Annotated in this window: 21 protein-coding genes; 8 read left to right on the forward strand and 13 right to left on the reverse strand. The window is 65.8% G+C overall.

Translation table 11 applies throughout. From position 1 onward, the window contains the following. Window positions 1-39 precede the first annotated feature (39 nt). Genes AC5RVB_RS01075 through sigE form a run of 3 tightly spaced genes read right to left on the reverse strand, consistent with a single transcriptional unit; the run spans window position 40 to window position 2,096 of the window. Window positions 40-474, reverse strand: a complete 435-nt coding sequence (locus tag AC5RVB_RS01075; protein ID WP_227903630.1) for a twin-arginine translocase TatA/TatE family subunit — start codon at window positions 472-474, stop codon at window positions 40-42. Window positions 475-521: 47 nt separating this feature from the next. Then, entirely contained in the window at window positions 522-1,454 is a 933-nt protein-coding gene (locus AC5RVB_RS01080; RefSeq protein WP_494141751.1) for an anti-sigma factor family protein, read from the reverse strand. Window positions 1,455-1,457: 3 nt separating this feature from the next. Next, a complete protein-coding gene (gene sigE, locus AC5RVB_RS01085) occupies window positions 1,458-2,096 on the reverse strand; it encodes an RNA polymerase sigma factor SigE (RefSeq protein WP_227929547.1) in 639 nt (212 codons plus the stop codon). Between the two features lie 341 nt (window positions 2,097-2,437). Here sigE and AC5RVB_RS01090 point away from each other — a divergent pair, with 341 nt between their 5' ends. Further along, window positions 2,438-3,073, forward strand: coding sequence for an O-methyltransferase (locus tag AC5RVB_RS01090; protein ID WP_227903644.1), 636 nt, complete (start codon window positions 2,438-2,440; stop codon window positions 3,071-3,073). A 76-nt stretch (window positions 3,074-3,149) separates the two neighbouring features. On the opposite strand, the gene AC5RVB_RS01095 is transcribed toward AC5RVB_RS01090, so the two are convergent. The 6 genes from AC5RVB_RS01095 to AC5RVB_RS01120 all read right to left on the reverse strand — a co-directional run bounded on the left by AC5RVB_RS01095 (window position 3,150) and on the right by AC5RVB_RS01120 (window position 8,091). Then, window positions 3,150-4,790, reverse strand: a complete 1,641-nt coding sequence (locus AC5RVB_RS01095) for a leucyl aminopeptidase family protein (protein WP_494141752.1) — start codon at window positions 4,788-4,790, stop codon at window positions 3,150-3,152. Between the two features lie 10 nt (window positions 4,791-4,800). Then, a complete protein-coding gene (locus tag AC5RVB_RS01100) occupies window positions 4,801-4,968 on the reverse strand; it encodes a DUF3117 domain-containing protein (protein WP_227903647.1) in 168 nt (55 codons plus the stop codon). Window positions 4,969-5,116: 148 nt separating this feature from the next. Then, window positions 5,117-6,355: a hypothetical protein gene (locus tag AC5RVB_RS01105; RefSeq protein ID WP_227929545.1), complete on the reverse strand. Its 1,239-nt coding sequence runs from the start codon at window positions 6,353-6,355 to the stop codon at window positions 5,117-5,119. A gap of 4 nt (window positions 6,356-6,359) precedes the next feature. After that, complete coding sequence (locus tag AC5RVB_RS01110; RefSeq protein ID WP_423724629.1) at window positions 6,360-6,938, reverse strand: DNA-3-methyladenine glycosylase I; 579 nt, start codon at window positions 6,936-6,938, stop codon at window positions 6,360-6,362. Continuing rightward, complete coding sequence (locus tag AC5RVB_RS01115) at window positions 6,935-7,303, reverse strand: DivIVA domain-containing protein (protein ID WP_227929544.1); 369 nt, start codon at window positions 7,301-7,303, stop codon at window positions 6,935-6,937. The genes AC5RVB_RS01110 and AC5RVB_RS01115 overlap by 4 nt, the downstream gene beginning before the upstream one ends. A gap of 23 nt (window positions 7,304-7,326) precedes the next feature. Continuing rightward, window positions 7,327-8,091 carry an LOG family protein gene (locus tag AC5RVB_RS01120; RefSeq protein WP_227903653.1) on the reverse strand — a complete coding sequence of 255 codons (765 nt, stop codon included), beginning with the start codon at window positions 8,089-8,091 and terminating at the stop codon, window positions 7,327-7,329. 148 nt (window positions 8,092-8,239) lie between these two features. Here AC5RVB_RS01120 and AC5RVB_RS01125 point away from each other — a divergent pair, with 148 nt between their 5' ends. From AC5RVB_RS01125 to AC5RVB_RS01140, 4 genes are all read left to right on the forward strand, one after another. After that, window positions 8,240-9,019: an amino acid ABC transporter ATP-binding protein gene (locus AC5RVB_RS01125; protein WP_227929543.1), complete on the forward strand. Its 780-nt coding sequence runs from the start codon at window positions 8,240-8,242 to the stop codon at window positions 9,017-9,019. Between the two features lie 113 nt (window positions 9,020-9,132). After that, window positions 9,133-9,978, forward strand: a complete 846-nt coding sequence (locus AC5RVB_RS01130; protein ID WP_227929542.1) for a glutamate ABC transporter substrate-binding protein — start codon at window positions 9,133-9,135, stop codon at window positions 9,976-9,978. Window positions 9,979-10,079: 101 nt separating this feature from the next. Beyond that, entirely contained in the window at window positions 10,080-10,757 is a 678-nt protein-coding gene (locus tag AC5RVB_RS01135) for an amino acid ABC transporter permease (RefSeq protein ID WP_227903660.1), read from the forward strand. Then, on the forward strand, window positions 10,754-11,635 hold the full coding sequence (locus tag AC5RVB_RS01140; RefSeq protein ID WP_227903662.1) for an amino acid ABC transporter permease: 882 nt from the start codon (window positions 10,754-10,756) through the stop codon (window positions 11,633-11,635). The genes AC5RVB_RS01135 and AC5RVB_RS01140 overlap by 4 nt, the downstream gene beginning before the upstream one ends. A 103-nt stretch (window positions 11,636-11,738) precedes the next feature. On the opposite strand, the gene dapE is transcribed toward AC5RVB_RS01140, so the two are convergent. Next, a complete protein-coding gene (dapE, locus tag AC5RVB_RS01145) occupies window positions 11,739-12,830 on the reverse strand; it encodes a succinyl-diaminopimelate desuccinylase (RefSeq protein ID WP_494141753.1) in 1,092 nt (363 codons plus the stop codon). 33 nt (window positions 12,831-12,863) lie between these two features. On the opposite strand from dapE, the gene dapD reads away from it, so the two are divergent. The 3 genes from dapD to galE all read left to right on the forward strand — a co-directional run bounded on the left by dapD (window position 12,864) and on the right by galE (window position 15,822). Beyond that, window positions 12,864-13,847: a 2,3,4,5-tetrahydropyridine-2,6-dicarboxylate N-succinyltransferase gene (gene dapD, locus AC5RVB_RS01150; protein ID WP_227928841.1), complete on the forward strand. Its 984-nt coding sequence runs from the start codon at window positions 12,864-12,866 to the stop codon at window positions 13,845-13,847. A gap of 24 nt (window positions 13,848-13,871) precedes the next feature. Then, on the forward strand, window positions 13,872-14,741 hold the full coding sequence (locus AC5RVB_RS01155) for a transglycosylase SLT domain-containing protein (protein ID WP_290244485.1): 870 nt from the start codon (window positions 13,872-13,874) through the stop codon (window positions 14,739-14,741). Window positions 14,742-14,805: 64 nt separating this feature from the next. Continuing rightward, complete coding sequence (galE, locus tag AC5RVB_RS01160; RefSeq protein WP_227928839.1) at window positions 14,806-15,822, forward strand: UDP-glucose 4-epimerase GalE; 1,017 nt, start codon at window positions 14,806-14,808, stop codon at window positions 15,820-15,822. A gap of 186 nt (window positions 15,823-16,008) precedes the next feature. Here the strand turns inward: galE and AC5RVB_RS01165 are convergent, their stop codons facing one another. The 3 genes from AC5RVB_RS01165 to fdxA all read right to left on the reverse strand — a co-directional run bounded on the left by AC5RVB_RS01165 (window position 16,009) and on the right by fdxA (window position 18,977). Beyond that, a complete protein-coding gene (locus AC5RVB_RS01165) occupies window positions 16,009-17,301 on the reverse strand; it encodes a citrate synthase (protein ID WP_227903677.1) in 1,293 nt (430 codons plus the stop codon). A gap of 198 nt (window positions 17,302-17,499) precedes the next feature. Beyond that, entirely contained in the window at window positions 17,500-18,657 is a 1,158-nt protein-coding gene (gene dapC / locus AC5RVB_RS01170) for a succinyldiaminopimelate transaminase (RefSeq protein ID WP_227903678.1), read from the reverse strand. Next, a complete protein-coding gene (gene fdxA, locus AC5RVB_RS01175; RefSeq protein WP_227903680.1) occupies window positions 18,654-18,977 on the reverse strand; it encodes a ferredoxin in 324 nt (107 codons plus the stop codon). Before fdxA ends, dapC begins: the two co-directional genes overlap by 4 nt. Between the last annotated feature and the right edge of the window lie 53 nt (window positions 18,978-19,030).

Raw genomic sequence — 19,030 nt, forward strand, 5'->3', positions numbered from 1 at the left:
CGGAACGGCTGCCGGACGGGCGTGCCTCGCTCAGTGCCCCTAGGTGGCCTCGATGTCAAAGGGCGCGCGCTGACCGGCTGCCAGCCGCTCAAGCGGTTTTACCGCGGGCGGGCGGGATGCAGCAGGCGCGGCCGGAGCCTTAGCCAGGCTCGGGGCCGCCCCGGGGCCTGCCGGTGCCGGAGCCGCAGGCCGGGCAGCGGCCGGTTTGGCGGTGTCGTCGAAGTCATCAAGCAGCGCTTCCTTGATGATGCGGCGGGGATCGTACTGGCGCGGATCCATCTTGCGCCAGTCCACCTGGTCAATCTCCGGCCCCACTTCTTCCCGCAGCTGCTCGCGCGCTCCGGTGGCCATCCTGCGGACTTCCCGAACCAGCCGGGCGAGCTGCGAGGCGTATTCGGGCAGGCGCTCAGGACCCAGTATCACCACGGCGATAATCGCCAGGATGATGAACTCGTAACCGTTGATTCCTACCACTCTTGAAGACTACCTTTTCGCGGGAGCCGGGAGCCACTTGCCGCCATTTAGAGCGCCCACCCGGTGCGCGAGAACACGGCCAGCCCGCGGACTATCCGCTCCATGGGTTCGGGCTCGGCGGGCGGCCGGTCCAGGCGGGCGGATTCCATCACCGAGATCTCCTCCACGGCACGTGGCAGGGTCTTCACCGGCAGCGTGGATTCAAAGGTGTAGGTGACGCTTCCCGCGGCTATCACCGTCTGTCCCGGATTCCCGTCCGCGCCGAACACTGCGGGTCCTTCGGTGGAGCCGGTGACCCTGAATCCGTCGGCAGCGACCGCCCGGCCGCTCACCGCGTTGATAACCGGCTGCCGGTCTTCACCGGGCAGCGGATGCTGTTCCACCAGCCGGATCTGTTCTCCGTTGCCGGTAAACCGCATTTCGACGGCGGGGCGGCCGGCCACTTCCAGGGAGCGGGCGGACTCCAGCGTCAGGCCCAGATCCGCAAATTCAGGGCAGGACCATCCGTGCGCCCGCAGCGAGGCGAGCTGCTCCTGTCCCAGTGTGTCGGAGCCGCGGGTTACCGTATGCCAGCCCGCGGCCATGGCTGCCGGTGTTCCGGCGACGGCGGGAACCTCCAGCAGGGTGCCGGCAAAGTAGGCCCCGGCCAGCAGCACCGCTCCCGCTGCGGCCACGGCGCCGGCAGCGGCAAGCACATGGCTGCGTCCGTCCAGGCCGGGCTCGGGTGGCGCAGTACCCGTCCCGGTTCCAGCGCCGGCTCCGGCTGCGGCGCTGGCCACGCTGAGGTTGATCCTGTCCTTGAGTTCCGGGCCGGCACCCGGAACCCTCAGGGAGCGCAGGCGGCTGCGGAGCCGCCGCTCTTCGGCCACTCGGGCACGGCACAGGGCGCACCGGGACAGGTGCGCTTCGATGGCCTGCATGCGGCGGGGAGGCATTTCAGCATCAATGTAGTCGCGGAGGTGCCGCGTAGGGTGTCGCACTGCTCAGCTGGCTCCTGCAACCCGGGGAAGCTTCAGGCGCGGCATGCCCGCCGGGCGGGCCTGCGGATCCCTGTGGGCGAGCTTTTCCTTCAGCATCGCCCTGCCGCGGTGGATCCGTGAACGGACGGTCCCCAGTTTCACGTCCAGGGCCCGGGCCACTTCGTCATAGGAGAGACCCTCGAGGTCGCATAGAACCACGGCGGCCCGGAAATCAGGGGGCAGTTCCTCCAGCGCCCTGGCAATATCAACATCGAGGTTGTTGAACTCGAAACTGCGTTCGGGACCCGGTCCGCTGCTCGGCAGGCGGCTCTGGGTCTCTTCGGTCATGCCGTCAAACCGGATGCGGCTGCGGCGCCGGGCCTGGTCAAGGAACAGGTTGGTGGTGATCCGGTGCAGCCACCCGTCGAGGGTGCCCGGCTGGAAGTTCTCCAGGGAGCGGAAGACACGCACGAAGACTTCCTGCGTCAGATCCTCTGCGTCATGCTTGTTGCCGGTCAGGCGGTAGGCCAGCCGGTAGACCTTGGCCGAATGCGCCTCCACAACTTCCTCCCATGTGGGGCGTACCCACTGGGCAGCGGTATCGGTTGCAGCGGTGTCGGCTGAAGTCCTGTCCGCTGCAGTGCTTTCCGGCGTAGTCGCCATGGCCTTCCTCCTTCCGTCCAGCCCTGCCGCTTCCCTGCACAGCCAGCCGTCCCTGGCCCTGTCATACCGGTACAGGCCCATCGCGGCGGCTCAAAAGATCCCTGCGGATCGGGAAACGGAATCAGCGTTACCGGATGCGGCAGGCCCCCGGACTTCAGTTCCAACCCGCCCGTGACGTCCGCACATCCAATTAACAATGTTTACGCATGAATCTGGGAGTTGGCTGTTAGCACGCAGTCAGTACGTAGACAAGACGCTCCGGCCGCGCGTACGCGGTTAGTCCGCCGCTGGCCTTAAGCTTGTCAAAGCAACAACCCCCTCCGGACCGAAAGTGAACCCCCATGCGCGCCGACAAGCAGACCAGTTGGTCCTACACGGAGGCCCTGCCTACCGAGGATGAGGTGCTGCTCCGCGCGCGTGAGAGGTCCTACGAGCTTGGCGTCAGTGCCGTCTCCAGCGGGGTGGGTGCCGCGCTGACCGTGCTGGCAGCCGCCAGCAAGGCTGCCACCGTGGTGGAAGTGGGCACCGGGGCCGGGGTGTCCGGCGTCTGCCTGCTGCGCGGACTGGGCCGCAACGCTGTCCTGACCACCATCGATTCAGATGTTGACCATCTGCGCGCCGCCCGCGAAGCCTACGCGGAGGCCGGAATTCCCGGGAACCGCACCCGCACCATCTCCGGCAGGGCCGCGGAGGTACTCCCCCGGCTCACCGATGCTGCCTATGACATGGTGTTTATCGACGCAGACAAAGCCTCGTTCCCGCTCTACGTCGACCAGGCCGTGCGGCTGCTCAAACGCGGCGGTCTGCTGGTGGTCAATGACGCCCTGGATCACGGCAAGGTGGCCGATCCGGCGGTGCGCGAAGCAACCACCAATACCCTGCGGAAGGTCGGCAAAGCCATCCGGGAGAACGAAAACCTTGCCTCCGCCATGCTCCCCACCGGCGACGGGCTGCTGCTGGCCGTAAAAACCGCCTAGCGCCGGTGCCCGGGATCCAGTCCCGGGCACCGTCCCTGCCCCCGGCGCCTTAGCGTCCCTTCAGGCCTTGGCGTCCCTAAGCGCCGGGCTTCGGCTGGCCGGCCAGGTAGGACAGCAGTAGCCGTACGCCGTACCCGGTGGCTCCCTTGGTGAGTTCACGGCTGTCCTTGCCGATGCGTGCGGGACCGGCAATATCAATGTGGGCCCAGGGCACGCCTGCGGTGAATCTCTGCAGGAACAGCGCTGCGACAATGGCCCCGGCACCGAACTTCGCCTTTACGGGCGCGATGTGCGCAACATCGGCTATATCGGAGTCGAGTATGGACGCGTAGTCGGAAACCAGCGGCAACTGCCAGAGGGCGTCGCCGGAAGCCGCACCTGCAGCTTCCAGCCGGGTCAGCACCTCGGGATCGTCTCCGAACAGCGCTGCGTGATTGTTGCCCAGCCCGACGGCGGCCGCACCCGTCAGGGTTGCCACGTCAATCAGCACGTCCGGCGCGAGTTCAGCTGCGGCGTAGGCCAGGGCATCGGCCAGCACCATCCTGCCCTCGGCATCGGTATTGCCCACTTCGACCGTGGTGCCGTTGTAGGTTCGCACAACGTCGGCGGGACGGTAGGAAGCAGCTCCAATGGCGTTCTCGGCAAGGGCCAGCACAGCGGTTACCTTCACCGGAAGCTTCAGCTCCGCGGCGGCCGCCACCACTGCCAGCACGGCGGCAGCACCTGCCATGTCCGTTTTCATGGTCATCATGGCGTCCCGCGGCTTCAGCGAAATGCCACCGGAATCAAAGGTGATGCCTTTGCCGACAAGGACCACGTGCTCAACGTTGGCGGAGGCGCCCTCGGGAAGGTAGGAAGCCTCCACCAGCCGCGGCGGATGCTCGGACCCTGAGCCCACCGCAAGCAGTCCGCCGAATCCTTCAGCCCTGAGTTCGTTTTCGGTGCGTACGCGCACCGACAGTCCGTTCCGCTCGCCCAGAGTCCGGGCCTGGTCCGCCAGCCATGCGGGGGTGGCTGTCTCAGCGGGGATGTTCGTCAGGTCCCGGGCCGTCCATACGGCCTGCGCGGTAATCAGCGCCCGGGACACGGCGGCGGTGTCCGCGCCGGTCAGTTCAAGATGCGCCGCAATCGGGGCGGGCGCAGGGGTCACGCCTGCACGGGGCACCCGGTAGCCGCCGAGCAGGAAGCCCTCGATGAAGGCCTCCTGCGCTGCCGGCTGGAGCCCGTCCACGGCAGCGGCCCGCACGCGTACGGCCCCCATGGTGGCCCGTGCCAGGGATGCGCCTGCGCGCCTTAGTGCGGCCGGCGACTCATCCCCGACTCCCACGTAGATCAACTTTCCGGGCAGTTCCGGGGCGTCCCGCGGCGGTTCGATGACCAGGATTTCGCCGGGTTTGCCCGTGACCCGGGCGTTCCGGGCCCGTACGGCGACGTCGGCACCGTAGCGGACTGCGGCCTCCACGGCGCCGGGGCGCGGCTGCGGAACCGGAGCTTCTTCGTCCTCGTCCTGTCCCGAACCGGCAGCCGGCGCCGGCGCCATGGCTACTGCCAATACATCCACTCCCTCCCCGGCAGCGGGATGCAGTCCGCTGCCGGGCTCCTTCGTCCCGTCAGCAGAACCCAGCGTCGCCAGGGCAGTGACTTCAGGCAGTGACGCCGTGAGGAAGGGAGAGGCCGCACCGGCGGCCTTGGACGAGGGCTTGGAAGGCAGCTGCATGGGTTAAAGGCTAGCCCGTAACTCCCAAAAGGCATTCCCTCAGCTTGCCGGCCTCTTCAACGTTGAGCTCAACCACCAGACGCCCGCCGCCGTCAATCGGCACCCGCAATATGAGGCTGCGCCCCTCCTTTGTAACCTCCATGGGTCCATCACCCGTACGCGGTTTCATCGCAGCCATTTCTAAGATTCCCCTTTCACAGTGCGCCGGTTTTACCGGATCACCTGTAATCCGCTGCCTGCGAAATAAATGATCCCGCGGGCAATTGCTGTCATTATTCCGCACAAGTGCCAGCCAGAGGAAATTTCGTGTGTTCCGTGCCACAAACCTACGGCGGATAGTCCCCGCCTGCCGGAAGCGGCGTCCACCGCCAGAGCCAGGCAACCCAGACAATCTGCAGCACGGCGAAGGTCAGTGCCACGGTTCCCCGGTAGGCACGGGAACGGCTAAGCCACGCGGTGGAAAGCGCCAGCGGGAAAAGCGGCAGCAGCAGGCGGAAGGTGCTCGTCTGCGGGTTCAGGAACACCAGCAGGTACAGCAGGTACGCTGCGCACCAGAGCTGGAGTTCCAGCCCCAGCCGCCGCACCGGCGGTGAGGTGAGGTACAGCGTCACGGCAAGGAGAAGGGCTGCCAGCAGAACGGGGCCAAAAACCGGGCCGACCAGGTTCCGGGCCATGGTCAGCCAGGGCATGAACGGGACCAGATCCCCAAACCGCCAGGCACTCTCGGTATCCGTGTAGGCGCGCAGGTCCCCGGTTGCAGCCCAGGCAAGGGCCGGCCAGGCCAGCGCTGCCGCGCCCGCAGCTGCCGCCAGGGCAGTAAGGCGCCAGGCTTCCGGGGCGGGGAACCCTGCCCGCCGGCGTCGTGCAAGGCGGATGAGCAGAATCAGCCCCACCGTCAGGGCAAAGGGAACACCCACCGGCCGGGACAGGCACATCAGCAGCACCACCGGGATGGCCGTGAGGTAGCGGCGTTCAAGGAGCAGGTACAGGGCACCCGCCAGCAGCAGGAGGTTCAGGGCCTCGGCGTAGGGAATCTGCAGGATGGGTGAAACCGGGAAGACGGCAACAAACAGCACTCCCCACAGGGCGCTCCCGTGGCTTGCCCGCAGCCGGAACAGCCGGTAGATCACCAGGGCCGCGGCAGTGCCCGCCGCCATGGCAACAATCGGCGCCAGCAGGTTCCAGCCGAGGCCGGTCACCGCATCCAGGCCCCGCACCAGCAAGGGAAAAAGGGCATAAAACGCCCACTCGTTTTCAAGCGCGTTCCCGGCATCGTCCCTGGGGACGGTGTCCGGATAGCCGGTCTCATAGATACGCGAATACCACTCCGCGTCCCAGATATTTATGAACTGCCAATATGACGGGGACGGGCCCCACCACGGCCCGGCCGGTTGGAACCGTGCAACAGCCGCCAGGACCGCCAGCGAGAAGAGCCTCGCACCCACCCACAGGGCGAGGACCTGCAGATACCAGGGCCACCGGAAGAAGACGGCGGCGCTCCGCCGCGCAGCAGTCCGCAGCCGGGCGTGCACCCGGCCGGTTGTGTCCGGGGAGGTTTCCTGCATGCGGTCAGCCACCGTGACGGACCCAGCAGGAGGCAAGGTGGTCATTGACGTACCCGGTGGCCTGAAGCATGGCGTACGCGGTAATCGGGCCGACAAAACGGAACCCGCGTTTCTTCAGCGCGGCGGCGAGCGCCGCGGATTCCGGTGTGGACGCGGGAACCTCCGCGGAGGTCCGGGGAGCCGGCCTGCCTGCCGGGGCCCGGTAGCGTTCGAGCAGGCCGCCAAGTCCGCCGGCATCCGGAAGCGCCAGCAACGCCCGCGCATTGGCTATCACAGCATCAATCTTCGCGGCATTGCGTACGATGCCGCGATCAGCCAGCAGCCGCTCCCGGTCGGCGTCGCCAAAGGCGGCGACCGCTGCCGGCTCGAAGTCCGCGAAAGCCGCGCGGAAAGCCTCCCGCTTGCGCAGGATGGTGATCCAGCTGAGGCCGGATTGGAAGGCTTCCAGGCTGAGCCGTTCAAAGAGGGCGCGGTCGCCCTCCACCGGCCTGCCCCACTCGGTGTCGTGGTAGTGCTGGTAATCCGGGCTTGCCAGCGCCCACCCGCAGCGCAGCTGCCCGTCCGCGCCGGGCAGGGCGCTCACGCGGACTCTCCGTTTGGCGCCGCGTCCTGACCGTGCCCCCGGCGTTCAGCCTCAAGCCTGCCGATCCGCGCGTCCTTCTCCGCCAGGGCCTGGGCCAGCCGCTCCAGTACCGCGTCCACCTGGTCCATCCGGTACCCACGGGGGGCCACGGAGAGGCGGAGCCGCGAAATGTCATCCGCCCCCGGATCCTGCGGCAGCAGCACCGGGGGAAGCCGAGGGTCCGGCTCGGCCAGGCCCTGCACCTCCGCCGGGCCCCGGACTACCCCGGAATCCTGCTCAGCTGAAGCCGAACGCAACCGCCCGGAGGAGAACGCCGCCGCCACGCCAAGGACGGCAATGGCAAGGAATACCAGAAGGAGTGTCACAGGACCATCGTGCCAGATGCGCGCTACGGAGAGACGTGGCCGGCGCTGTCCGCAATCATCAGCCGCACTGCCTCGGCCGGGTCATCCACCACGTGGATGAGCTTCAGGTCGGTTTCCGCCACCATGCCCTCGGCCAGCAGCGTCTCGCGGATCCAGTCCAGCAGCGGGTTCCAGAACTCGGAGCCGACCAGCACAATCGGGAAGGAGGTTACCTTCTGTGTCTGCACCAGGGTCATGGCCTCAAACAGTTCATCCAGCGTGCCGAAGCCTCCCGGCAGGACAATGAAACCCTGGGCGTACTTCACGAACATGGTCTTCCGCACAAAGAAATAGCGGAAGTTCACGCCGAGATCCACCCATTCGTTCAGGCCGGTTTCGAAGGGCAGCTCAATGCCCAGTCCCACCGACAGCCCGTCCGCGCCCACGGCACCCTTGTTCGCCGCCTCCATGGAACCGGGCCCGCCCCCGGTGATCACGGCCAGCCCGGCTTCCGCCAGCAGCCGGCCAACTTCCTCGCCAAGCTTGTAATAGCGCGAGCCCGGCACGCTGCGGGCTGATCCGAAGACACTGACTGCCGGCCCGAGTTCGGAGAGGGTGCCGAATCCCTCCACGAACTCGCTCTGGATCCGCAGCACCCGCCACGGATCGGTATGCGTGAAATGGCTCGAGCCTGCGGAGTCCAGCAGGAACCGGTCCGACTGAGGCGTCAGGGCGGCGCCGCGCCGCAACTCCACCGGTCCGCGCTTCCGCGGGGCGTTCTGGGTCAGGTGCTCTTCACTCGTAGGCATGCCTCTAGGCTAGCCGCGATGGCGCCGCTGGCAACGCGATCATACTCATCGGCCCGCATCATCCGATTTAGGTTGCTCTTGAGTCACAATTACCGCTCCAAGTGGCCCCTGACACATGCCTGCAACATAATCTGGTTAGATTTTCCTTATGACCAGTGACACAACCCCAGGCACGTCCGCGCCTGAATCCGCTGCACCGCTTGTTTCGCTGAAGAACGTGAACAAGCACTTCGGGGACCTCCACGTCCTGCAGAACATCAATCTCGACATCGCCCGCGGTGAGGTCGTCGTCGTGATCGGTCCCTCGGGATCCGGCAAGTCGACCCTGTGCCGTGCGATCAACCGTCTCGAAACCATCGACGACGGCGAGATTACCGTCGACGGCGCTGTCCTGCCGGCCGAGGGCCGCGCCCTGGCCAAGCTCCGCGCCGACGTCGGGATGGTCTTCCAGTCCTTCAACCTTTTTGCGCACAAGTCCATCCTGGACAACGTCTCGCTGGGGCCGGTGAAGGTCCGCAAGTCCAAGCCGGCCGAGGCAAAGAAACTGGCCATGGAGCTGCTGGAGCGGGTCGGCGTTGCCAACCAGGCCAACAAGCTTCCGGCCCAGCTCTCCGGCGGTCAGCAGCAGCGCGTGGCCATCGCCCGCGCACTCGCCATGAAGCCCAAGGTCATGCTCTTTGATGAGCCCACCTCGGCGCTGGACCCGGAAATGATCAACGAGGTCCTGGACACCATGGTCGGCCTGGCCAAGGAAGGCATGACCATGGTGGTGGTCACGCACGAAATGGGCTTCGCACGCAAGGCCGCAGACCGCGTCATCTTTATGGCCGACGGAAAGATCGTCGAAGAGGCAACGCCCGAGGAATTCTTCACGAATCCCAAGAGCGGCCGGGCCAAAGACTTCCTGGGCAAAATCCTTTCGCACTAGACCGTCCACGTAATACCGGCAGTACCGCAATACCGGGGTTTCACCAGTTGGGGGAAATCCTTATGAGGCTAGGTGCCCCGTTTCACCGGAGCACCGCAATGCAAGGAGAAATCATGCGCAAGACCCGTTACGCCGCGGCCGCAATCGCTGCCGTTGCCGCACTCACCCTGTCCGCCTGCGGCGGGGATTCCGGCTCGGATTCCGGCAGCACCGAAGGCTCCGGCGAGAAGATCCGCATCGGCATCAAGTTCGACCAGCCGGGCCTGGGCTTCAAGGACGGCAGCGAGTACACCGGCTTCGACGTAGATGTCGCCAAGTACGTGGCCAACGAGCTGGGCTACCCCGAGGACCAGATCGAGTTCATCTCCAGCCCCTCCGCACAGCGCGAGAACATGCTCGAGAACGACCAGCTGGACATGATCTTCGCGACGTACTCCATCACGGATACCCGCAAGGAGAAGGTTGCCTTCGGCGGACCGTACTTTGTGGCCGGCCAGGACCTGCTGGTTCCCTCCGACAGCGACATCTCCGGCCCCGAGGACCTGGACGGCAAGAACCTGTGCTCCGTCACGGGCTCCACCTCCGCCCAGAAGATCAAGGACAACTACGCCGCCGGCGTGAACCTGCTGGAACAGCCGAGCTACGCCGAGTGCGTTACGGCCATGCAGGGCGGCTCCATTGACGCCGTGACCACCGATGACATCATCCTCGCCGGCCTGGCCTCCACGGACGCCAACAAGGGCAAGTTCAAGGTAGTGGGCAACACCTTCTCCGAAGAGAAGTACGGCGTGGGCCTGCCGAAGGAAGGCAGCCTCGTGAAGTGCGAGGACGTCAACACCGCGATCACCAAGATGATCGACGACGGCGCCTGGGAAGAAGCCATCAAGAAGAACACCGAGGGAGCCGACTACACCTTCAACGCGGAACTGAACCCGCCGACGATGGATGCCTGCGCCTAACCAGTACCTCCGGTGCCTGAGGCACCGTCCGTTCCACCCCGCGGCCGGGAAAGCACTCCGCTTTCCCGGCCCGGGCTTCGTCCACCATAAAGAGGTGAAACATGGAGGGTTTTACTGCCCTCTTCGAGCAGTACGACGTCGTCGGCGCTTTCTGGGTTAACATCCAGCTCGCGTTCTGGGCGGCTCTCTGGTCGCTGATTCTGGGCACCGTCCTCGCAATGATGCGGATCTCCCCGATCCCCAGCCTGCAGTGGTTCGGTGCTGCCTACGTGAATATCTTCCGGAACACCCCGCTGACCATCATCATGGTGTTCGGTTCGCTCGCCCTGTGGTCGCAGCTGAATGTCAGCCTGTCCTCGGACTTCACCACCAACTTCTTCCGCCTGGCGGTCCTGTCCCTGACGGTCTACCACGCGGCCTTTTTCTGTGAAGCCATCCGCAGCGGCGTCAACACGGTTCCGCTGGGCCAGGCGGAAGCCGCCCGGGCCATCGGCCTGGGCTTCCTGCCCGCCGCACGGATTATCATCATGCCGCAGGCCTTCCGCGGCGCCATTGCCCCGATGGGCAACGTGCTGATTGCCCTGGTGAAAAACACCACCGTGGCTGCCACGGCCGGCGTTGCCGTGGAAACCTCCAGCACGATGAAAACAATGATTGAGTTCTACCCCAACCTGATGACGCAGATCTTCCTGACCTTTGCCATCGGCTACGTCATCATTGTCATCCCCATCGGCCTGCTCACCACCTGGGCCTCGAAGAAACTGGCGGTCGCACGATGAGCGCACAGAACGTCCTGTTTGATGCTCCGGGACCCAAGGCACGCCGGAACATCCGAATCGCCAATATCCTGGGCATCCTGCTGGTCCTGGGGCTGCTCTGGGTGGCAGGATCCGGGTTGGCGGAAAAGGGCCAGTTCGAGGCCGCCAAGTGGACGCCGTTCCTGGAATGGGGCACCTGGCAGTATTACCTCCTGCCGGGCCTGCTTTCGACTCTGAAGGCTGCCGCCGTCGCCGTGGTCGCCTCCATTGCCTTCGGCCTGCTCTTCGGCATCGGCCGGCTTTCCACCTTCAAGCCGATCAGCTGGGCCTGCGGGATCGTGGTGGAATTCTTCCGCGCCGTACCGGTGCTGCTGATGATGGTGTTTTTCTACCAGTTCCTCTCGAAGTCCACGTCGGTGGATCCGGCACAGGTGCCGTTCTGGGCCGTGGTCATTGCCCTGACCCTGTACAACGGTTCGGTCATTGCCGAACTGGTGCGCTCCGGCGTGTTCGGCCTCCCCAAGGGCCAGCGTGAGGCGGGCCTGGCCATTGGCCTCACCCCGGGACAGTCACTGCGCTCCATCGAAATGCCGCAGGCGCTGGTGGCCATGCTCCCTGCACTGCTGAGCCAGTTTGTGGTGATCCTGAAGGACTCGGCACTGGGTACCTTCATCGGCTACACCGAGCTCCTCGAATATGCCCGCCGCCTGGCATCCGGCGAAGGCAATATCCTGCCGGCACTGCTGGTCACGGCGGCGATCTTCATCCTGCTGAACTTCCTGCTCACGTTCGCGGCGCAGCGCCTCTCCCGGCGTCTTGGTGCCCGGGCCGGGAAGCTGCTCAAGATCGAAGACACCATCGAACCCGAAGGAGTCGAGGCTCCCGCTCCGGTGAAATAGCCGACGGACCCGGAGCGACACGAAAAGGGGAGGACAGGCGTACGCCTGTCCTCCCCTTTTCGTGCGTCCTTTTTGAGCCTCGTCCCGTCCCGGACGGGCAGGCTCAGCTCAGCCAGGTGCGCAGCGACGCCAGGCACGTGCGGATGGCGGCGGCGTCCACATGTTCGTTGTCCGTGTGGGCCAGCAGCGCATCCCCCGGCCCGAAGTTCACCGCGGGAACTCCCAGCGCGCTGAACCGCGCGACGTCGGTCCATCCGTACTTGGGCTTCGGCTCTGCGCCCACGGCGGCGACGAAACTCGCTGCTGCCGGGAGGGTCAGGCCCGGACGGGCGCCGGCTGCCGCATCGGTGCGGACCACGTCGAATCCGGCCAGCAGGTTCCGGACATAGGCTTCGGCCTCCGCGACGCTCTTATCCGGGGCGAAGCGGTAGTTGATTTCCACCGTGGCGGCATCGGGGATGACGTTGCCTGCTGTTCCGCCCCATACCTTTACCGCGTTGAGCGATTCCCGGTAATCGAGTCCCTCCACCGATACCGTGGCGGGTGAGTGGTCGCGCAGCCGCACCAGGATTTCAGCGGCGGCGTGGATGGCGTTCTCCCCCATCCAGGCACGGGCGGAGTGTGCCGCCCTGCCGGTAGTGGTGGCGTGGAAGCGCATGGTGCCGTTGCAACCGCCCTCCACGGTCCCGTTGGTGGGCTCCAGCAGGATCGCGAAATCCGCCCTGAGCCACTCGGCGTGGGACTCGGCCAGGCGTCCGAGACCGCTGAGGGACGCATCCACTTCCTCGTGGTCATAGAAGATGTAGGTGACGTCCCGGGTGGGATCGGTGAGCGTGGCTGCCAGTGCCAGCTGGACCGCCACCCCGCCTTTCATATCCGTTGCGCCGCGGCCGTACAGGACGTCCCCGTCCCAGGACGGCGGCACGGTTCCCCGCGAGCCGGGGACAGTGGGCAGCGGCACGGTATCCAGGTGTCCGGCCAGGATGACCCGCTCGGTCCGTCCGAGGTTGGTCCGGGCCACCACGGAGTCCCCGTCCCGGGACACCTCCAGGTGCGGGTAGGCGCGCAGCGCGTCTTCCACGGCGTCGGCAATGGTCTTCTCGTTGCCGGAGACGCTCTCGATAGCCATGAGCGCGGCCGTAAGTTCCGCTACGTCGTCGGTAAGGTTCAGGGAAGGCACAGCTGTATCAGTCACCGTCCCACAGTACCGCTCGGTAGACTGGAGCCCATGACTTCAAGCTCTGCCCCCACCCCCGCCGAAACCACAGACAGCCGCACTGCCTCGGGCCTTGGCCTGGCTACCGTCACTTCCGACGGCGCGGTGCTCGATGTCTGGTTCCCCCGCCCCGTTCTGGGCACCTCCGAGGCTGACGCCGCACTGCGCAGCGACCTCGACGCCGCTGCCGAAGCCATGGCCGACGGCATCCGCGGCACGCACGGAGAAGTGCTGGAAACCCGGATCGACCTCGACGCCGCCCCCGCGGACACGGCCGACGCCTACCTCCGGCTGCATCTGCTTTCCACCCGCCTGGCCGCACCGAACAGCATCAACCTGGACGGCATCTTCGCTTCCCTGCCCAACGTTGTCTGGACCAACCACGGCCCGTGCGCCGTGGCTGACTTCGAGGCCGTCCGCTTGCGGCTGCGCAGCCGCGGCCCGGTCACCGTGTACGGGGTGGACAAGTTCCCCCGCATGACCGACTACGTGCTGCCCTCCGGCGTCCGCATTGCCGACGCCGGGCGGGTCCGCCTGGGCGCCCACCTGGCCGAGGGCACCACCGTGATGCACGAAGGGTTCGTGAACTTCAACGCCGGGACGCTGGGCACCTCCATGGTGGAGGGGCGCATCTCCGCAGGCGTCGTGGTTGGCGACGGGACCGACGTCGGCGGCGGCGCCTCGATCATGGGCACACTCTCCGGCGGCGGCAAGGAAAAGATCACCCTGGGCGAACGCGTGCTGCTGGGCGCCAATTCCGGTGTCGGTATCAGTATCGGCGATGACAGCGTGGTGGAGGCCGGCCTGTACGTTACCGCCGGCACCCGCGTCAGTGTTGCCTCTGCTGACGGCGGTGAGGCACGGGTGGTGAAGGCCTCCGAGCTTTCTGGTGTGCCGAACCTGCTGTTCCGGCGCAACTCCGCTACCGGCGCCGTGGAGGCGCTGCCCCGCAACGGACGCACTGTGGAACTGAACTCCGCACTGCACGCCAACTGATACCCCGGCACACGCTTCGACGGCATGATATTGCTCCGGCAGCAGGAGACCCGCAGCTTTCGGCTGCTGGTCCTGCTGCTGGTGCTCTGCGTGCTGGCCTTCGCGGTGCTGTTCGCGGTGTCCGCCCTCTCGGGAAAGAAGCAGACGCCGGTGATCTCTGAACGCTGTGTGGCCGCTGTGGGCGGCGCGGAATACTCCCTGACGCTGGAACAGGCCACCAATGCCTCCATCATCTCCGGCGTGGGCGTTGCCCGCGGCCTGCCCCCGCGGGCCGTCTCCATTGCCCTGGCAACGGCCCTGCAGGAATCCGGACTGCGCAACGTGAACTACGGCGACGACGCCGGTCCGGATTCCCGCGGGCTGTTCCAGCAACGCCCGTCCCAGGGATGGGGCAGCGAGGAACAGGTGATGGACCCGGTATACGCCGCCAACGCCTTCTACAACGGGCTGGAGCAGGTCCCGGGGTATCTTGACCTGCCCATCACCGTGGCGGCGCAGGCCGTGCAGCGCAGCGCCTTCCCTGACGCCTACGCCAAGCACGAAGGCCCGGCACGCGCCTTTGCCTCCGCGCTGACCGGGCAGACCCCCGCTGCACTGTCCTGCACCCTGCGGGCGCCGGTGACCGCCTCCGACCCTGCGGCCGGCGCCTCGGCTGTCGAGGCGATCTACGGGCCGCTGGGCGGCACGGTGCTCGGCCCGCTGTACCTGGCCGACGTCAGTGGAACCTACGGCTGGTCGGTGGCCTCCTGGTTCGTGGCCAATGCCAAGGCCCTGGGCATTGAATCGGTAGCCTATGAGGGGCGGACCTGGCATGTGGGGACGGCCGTCTGGGAGGAATCCCCCGCCGCCGCCGGGCAGGTAGCCGTAACCGTTTTCAGCCCACCGGAGGAGTAAAACCCGGTACTGGGGCCCAGTAACGACAGCGCATCCCCGACGCGGAGCGTTTAGGCTTAGGACCATGCGCATTCTAGTCACCGGTGGCACCGGTTATATCGGATCCCACACCACCCTCGCCCTGCTTGAAGCCGGCCACGATGTGGTGGTGCTGGACAACCTCATGAATTCCAGCGAAGAATCCCTGCGCCGTGTTCAGGAACTGACCGGCCGGAAGGCCGAATTTGTCCGCGCCGATCTGCTGGACACAGCGGCCCTCGAGGAAGTATTCGAAGGCGGCAGCATTGACGCCGTCATCCACTTCGCCGGGCTCAAGGCCGTGGGCGAATCGGTGGCGAAGCCCCTGTTTTACTACCACAACAACGTAGTGGGAACCATCAACCTGCTTGAGGCAATGGACCGGCACAACGTGCGGACCCTGGTCTTCTCCTCCTCCGCCACGGTCTACGGCGCCTCCGAAGAGGTGCCCCTCACCGAGGATGCTCCACTGGACGCGGTGAACCCGTACGGCCGGACCAAGGAGCAGATCGAGGATATCCTCAGCGACCTCGGTGCCGCGGACGGGCGCTGGAACATTGCGCTGCTGCGCTACTTCAATCCGGCCGGAGCCCATGAATCGGGCCGTATCGGTGAAGACCCCACCGGCATCCCCAACAACCTGCTGCCGTTTGTGGCCCAGGTTGCCGTGGGACGCCGCGAAAAGGTGCTGGTCTTCGGCAACGACTACCCCACCCCGGATGGCACCGGTGTGCGTGACTACATCCACGTGGTGGACCTGGCCGCCGGGCACCTCGGCGCCCTGGACTACCTCCGTGGAAACGCGGGTGTCTTCCGCTGGAACCTGGGCACCGGCAACGGTTCCTCGGTCCTGGAGGTGCTGACCGCTTTTTCGGAAGCTGCGGGCAAGGATATCCCCTACGAATTCACCGACCGACGGCCCGGCGACGCCGCCGTCAGCTACGCCGACCCCTCCGCCGCGCACCGGGACCTTGGCTGGCGCGCCGAGCGTTCACTGGCCCAAATGTGCGAGGACCACTGGCGCTGGCAGAAGAACAACCCCGAGGGTTACGCCGGATCCTAGCCGCCCCCGCCGGCGGGCGTTGGAGCGGGTTCCAGCCTGCGCGAACGCCCGCCGGCAAGCAGGAGCGCAGATAGGCAGACAGATAAAGGCAACATAAAAGGGAAGGTCCCCGGAATTTTCCGGGGACCTTCCCTTTTATGTTGTTCGCATTCCTGCCGTGCCCGGAGGCCGGGACCGGCGGAACCGTTAGCGCTGCGGGTAGTTACGCTCCGGAGCACCCGTGTACAGCTGACGCGGACGGCCGATCTTCGTCTGCGGATCCTGCATCATCTCGCGCCACTGGGCAATCCAACCCGGGAGGCGGCCAATGGCGAAGAGGACGGTGAACATCTTCTCCGGGAAACCCATGGCCTTGTAGATCAGGCCGGTGTAGAAGTCCACGTTCGGGTACAGCTTGCGCTCGATGAAGTAATCATCGGCCAGGGCCTTCTCTTCCAGGCGCATGGCGATATCCAGCAGCTCGTCATTGCCGCCGAGCTTGGACAGGATTTCGTGGGCCGTGGCCTTGACGATCTTGGCCCGCGGATCGTAGTTCTTGTAGACGCGGTGCCCGAAGCCCATAAGCTTCACGCCGTCTTCCTTGTTCTTGACCTTTTCCATGAAGGTCTCCGGGGCCATACCGGTGCCCTGGATGTCGCGCAGCATGTTCAGCACGGCCTCGTTGGCGCCGCCGTGCAGCGGGCCGAAGAGTGCACTGATGCCGGCCGAGACGGAGGCAAACATGTTCGCGTTGGAGCTTCCGACCAGACGGACGGTGGAGGTGGAGCAGTTCTGCTCGTGGTCCGCGTGCAGGATCAGGAGCAGGTCCAGCGCCTTCACCAGGTCCGGATCGATTTCGTACGGCTCGGCCGGCAGGCCGAAGGAAAGCCGCATGAAGTTCTCCACCAGGTTCATGGAGTTGTCCGGGTAGAGCATCGGCTGGCCGATGGACTTCTTGTGTGCGTAGGCGGCAATCACCGGGAGCTTCGCCATCAGGCGGACCGTGGAGAGTTCCACCTGTTCTTCGTCGAACGGGTCCAGGGAATCCTGGTAGAACGTGGACAGCGCGCTCACCGCCGAGGACAGCACCGGCATCGGGTGGGCGTCGCGCGGGAAGCCGCCGAAGAAGCCCTTGAGGTCTTCGTGCAGCAGGGTGTGGCGGCGGATCCGCTGGTCAAAGTTTTCCAGCTCGGTGGGGGTCGGCAGTTCCCCGTAGATCAGCAGGTAGGAGGTCTCGAGGAAACTCGAGTGCTTGGCCAGCTGCTCAATCGGGTAACCGCGGTACCGCAGGATGCCCTGGTCACCATCAATGTAGGTGATCGCGGACGTGGTGGCCGCCGTGTTCATAAAGCCGGGGTCAAAAGTGACGGTGCCGGTCTGCTTCAGCAGCTTGGAAACGTCGAATCCGTCGTTTCCTTCCGCTGCGGCAACACGGGGCAGCTCAAGCTCATCTTCCGGTTTTGGGCCGTACTGAAGCTTGGCACTGGGTTGCTCAGTCATTAAGTCTCCTTTAGGAGTTTTCGAAACCGCCGCTATGTACATCCGCTTCCGACTGACATAGTGCATTCCGCTAAACTATTTCGCTAAAACGCTACCGGTTTCAGTGCCCTTACCACTAATCGGTGCAGGCACTGTTGTACAAGCGCAACATGGACAGGGGCCCGTCCGGTGCAGGCCCCGGCCTTTTTCCGTGCCGCGTTACTGCTGTGACGCCGCTTCCAGCCGCTGCGCTGCTGAGCGGACATCGTCATCCGTGCCGGTCAGGGCAACCCGGACGAAGCCTGCGCCGGCGTCTCCGTAGAACACACCGGGGCCTACTACTATGCCCAGCTCGGCGAACCGGCCTACGGTGGCCCAGGTGTCTTCACCCGCTGACGCCCAGAGGTAGAGTCCGGCCTCGGAGTGTTCAATGGTGAGCCCGAAGGATTCAAGCGCCGGCACCAGCAGGTCCCGCCTGGCACGGTACAGCTCCTTCTGGGCGGCCACATGCGTATCATCGCGCAGGGCCGCGGCCATGGCAGCCTGCACCGGGGCGGGAACAATCATGCCCGCATGCTTGCGGCTGTTGACCAGGTTCGCGATGATCGCCGGGTCTCCGGCGGTGAAGGCAGCCCGGTAGCCGGCCATGTTGGACTGCTTGCTGAGCGAGTACACCGCCAGCAGGGATTCATGGCTTCCGCCGCTCACGCGCGGATCAAGGATGCTGGGCACGGGTTCCCCGTCCCCGGACGGGTCCCAGCGGCCCCAGCCGAGTTCTGCGTAGCATTCGTCGGAGGCCACCACAGCCCCTACCCCGCGGGCCTGTTCCACCAAGGCAGCCAGCGACTCCGCTGAACGGACAATTCCGGTGGGGTTGCCCGGCGAATTGACCCAGACCAGCCGGACCCGGGCACGCGTCTGCTCATCGAGGTCATCGAGGCTGTCTGCGGCCACCGCCGTCGCGCCGGCAAAAACCGCTCCCATGTCATAGGTGGGGTAGGCAACCACGGGGCGGACGACGACGTCGCCCTCCCCCAGTCCGAGCAGCAGCGGCAGCCAGGCCACCAGTTCCTTGGACCCGACCGTGGGCAGGATTGCCGCAGGATCAAGCCCGGGCACACCGCGGCGCCGGGCAAACCATTCCGACACCGCTTCCCGCAGGTCGGCGGTCCCATGGGTGGTGGGGTATCCGGGGGCGTCTGCCGCCTCTGTGAGGGCATCACGGACGATTTGTGGTGTGGGATCCACCGGCGTGCCGATGGAGAGATTTACGGCGCCCCCGGGATGCTCCGAGGCGCGGCGCTGGTACGGCGCCATGGCGTCCCAGGGGTACTCCGGCAGGTTCAGGCCGAAGGCCCGGGAAACGGCCGGGCTCATGCCTGGTTCTGCGGAGGGAGTGCAGCGATGATGGGGTGGTCCTTGTGCGTGTTGCCGACCTTTGCGGCACCGCCCGGAGAACCCAGGTCATCAAAGAACTCGACGTTGGCCTTGTAGTAGTCGGCCCATTCCTCGGGAGTGTCATCCTCGTAGTAGATGGCCTCAACCGGGCAGACGGGTTCGCACGCACCGCAGTCAACGCATTCGTCCGGGTGGATGTAGAGGGAGCGTTCGCCTTCGTAGATGCAGTCCACGGGGCATTCTTCGATACATGCCTTGTCTTTTACATCCACGCACGGCTGCGCAATTACGTACGTCACGTCCCTTGCCTTCCTGATCTGCGGACCGCCGCCGTTTCCGGCGGGGTTCGCTT

This window comes from Arthrobacter sp. Y3225209 (assembly GCF_059090685.1).

Coding starts and splice junctions, on each gene's coding strand:
- sigE (WP_227929547.1), bottom strand. CDS start 2,096: ATGGCGACTACGCCGGAAAGCACTGCAGCGGACAGGACTTCAGCCGAC.
- AC5RVB_RS01090 (WP_227903644.1), top strand. CDS start 2,438: ATGCGCGCCGACAAGCAGACCAGTTGGTCCTACACGGAGGCCCTGCCT.
- AC5RVB_RS01095 (WP_494141752.1), bottom strand. CDS start 4,790: ATGCAGCTGCCTTCCAAGCCCTCGTCCAAGGCCGCCGGTGCGGCCTCT.
- AC5RVB_RS01100 (WP_227903647.1), bottom strand. CDS start 4,968: ATGGCTGCGATGAAACCGCGTACGGGTGATGGACCCATGGAGGTTACA.
- AC5RVB_RS01105 (WP_227929545.1), bottom strand. CDS start 6,355: ATGCAGGAAACCTCCCCGGACACAACCGGCCGGGTGCACGCCCGGCTG.
- AC5RVB_RS01120 (WP_227903653.1), bottom strand. CDS start 8,091: ATGCCTACGAGTGAAGAGCACCTGACCCAGAACGCCCCGCGGAAGCGC.
- AC5RVB_RS01125 (WP_227929543.1), top strand. CDS start 8,240: ATGACCAGTGACACAACCCCAGGCACGTCCGCGCCTGAATCCGCTGCA.
- AC5RVB_RS01130 (WP_227929542.1), top strand. CDS start 9,133: ATGCGCAAGACCCGTTACGCCGCGGCCGCAATCGCTGCCGTTGCCGCA.
- AC5RVB_RS01135 (WP_227903660.1), top strand. CDS start 10,080: ATGGAGGGTTTTACTGCCCTCTTCGAGCAGTACGACGTCGTCGGCGCT.
- AC5RVB_RS01140 (WP_227903662.1), top strand. CDS start 10,754: ATGAGCGCACAGAACGTCCTGTTTGATGCTCCGGGACCCAAGGCACGC.
- dapD (WP_227928841.1), top strand. CDS start 12,864: ATGACTTCAAGCTCTGCCCCCACCCCCGCCGAAACCACAGACAGCCGC.
- AC5RVB_RS01155 (WP_290244485.1), top strand. CDS start 13,872: ATGATATTGCTCCGGCAGCAGGAGACCCGCAGCTTTCGGCTGCTGGTC.
- galE (WP_227928839.1), top strand. CDS start 14,806: ATGCGCATTCTAGTCACCGGTGGCACCGGTTATATCGGATCCCACACC.
- AC5RVB_RS01165 (WP_227903677.1), bottom strand. CDS start 17,301: ATGACTGAGCAACCCAGTGCCAAGCTTCAGTACGGCCCAAAACCGGAA.
- dapC (WP_227903678.1), bottom strand. CDS start 18,657: ATGAGCCCGGCCGTTTCCCGGGCCTTCGGCCTGAACCTGCCGGAGTAC.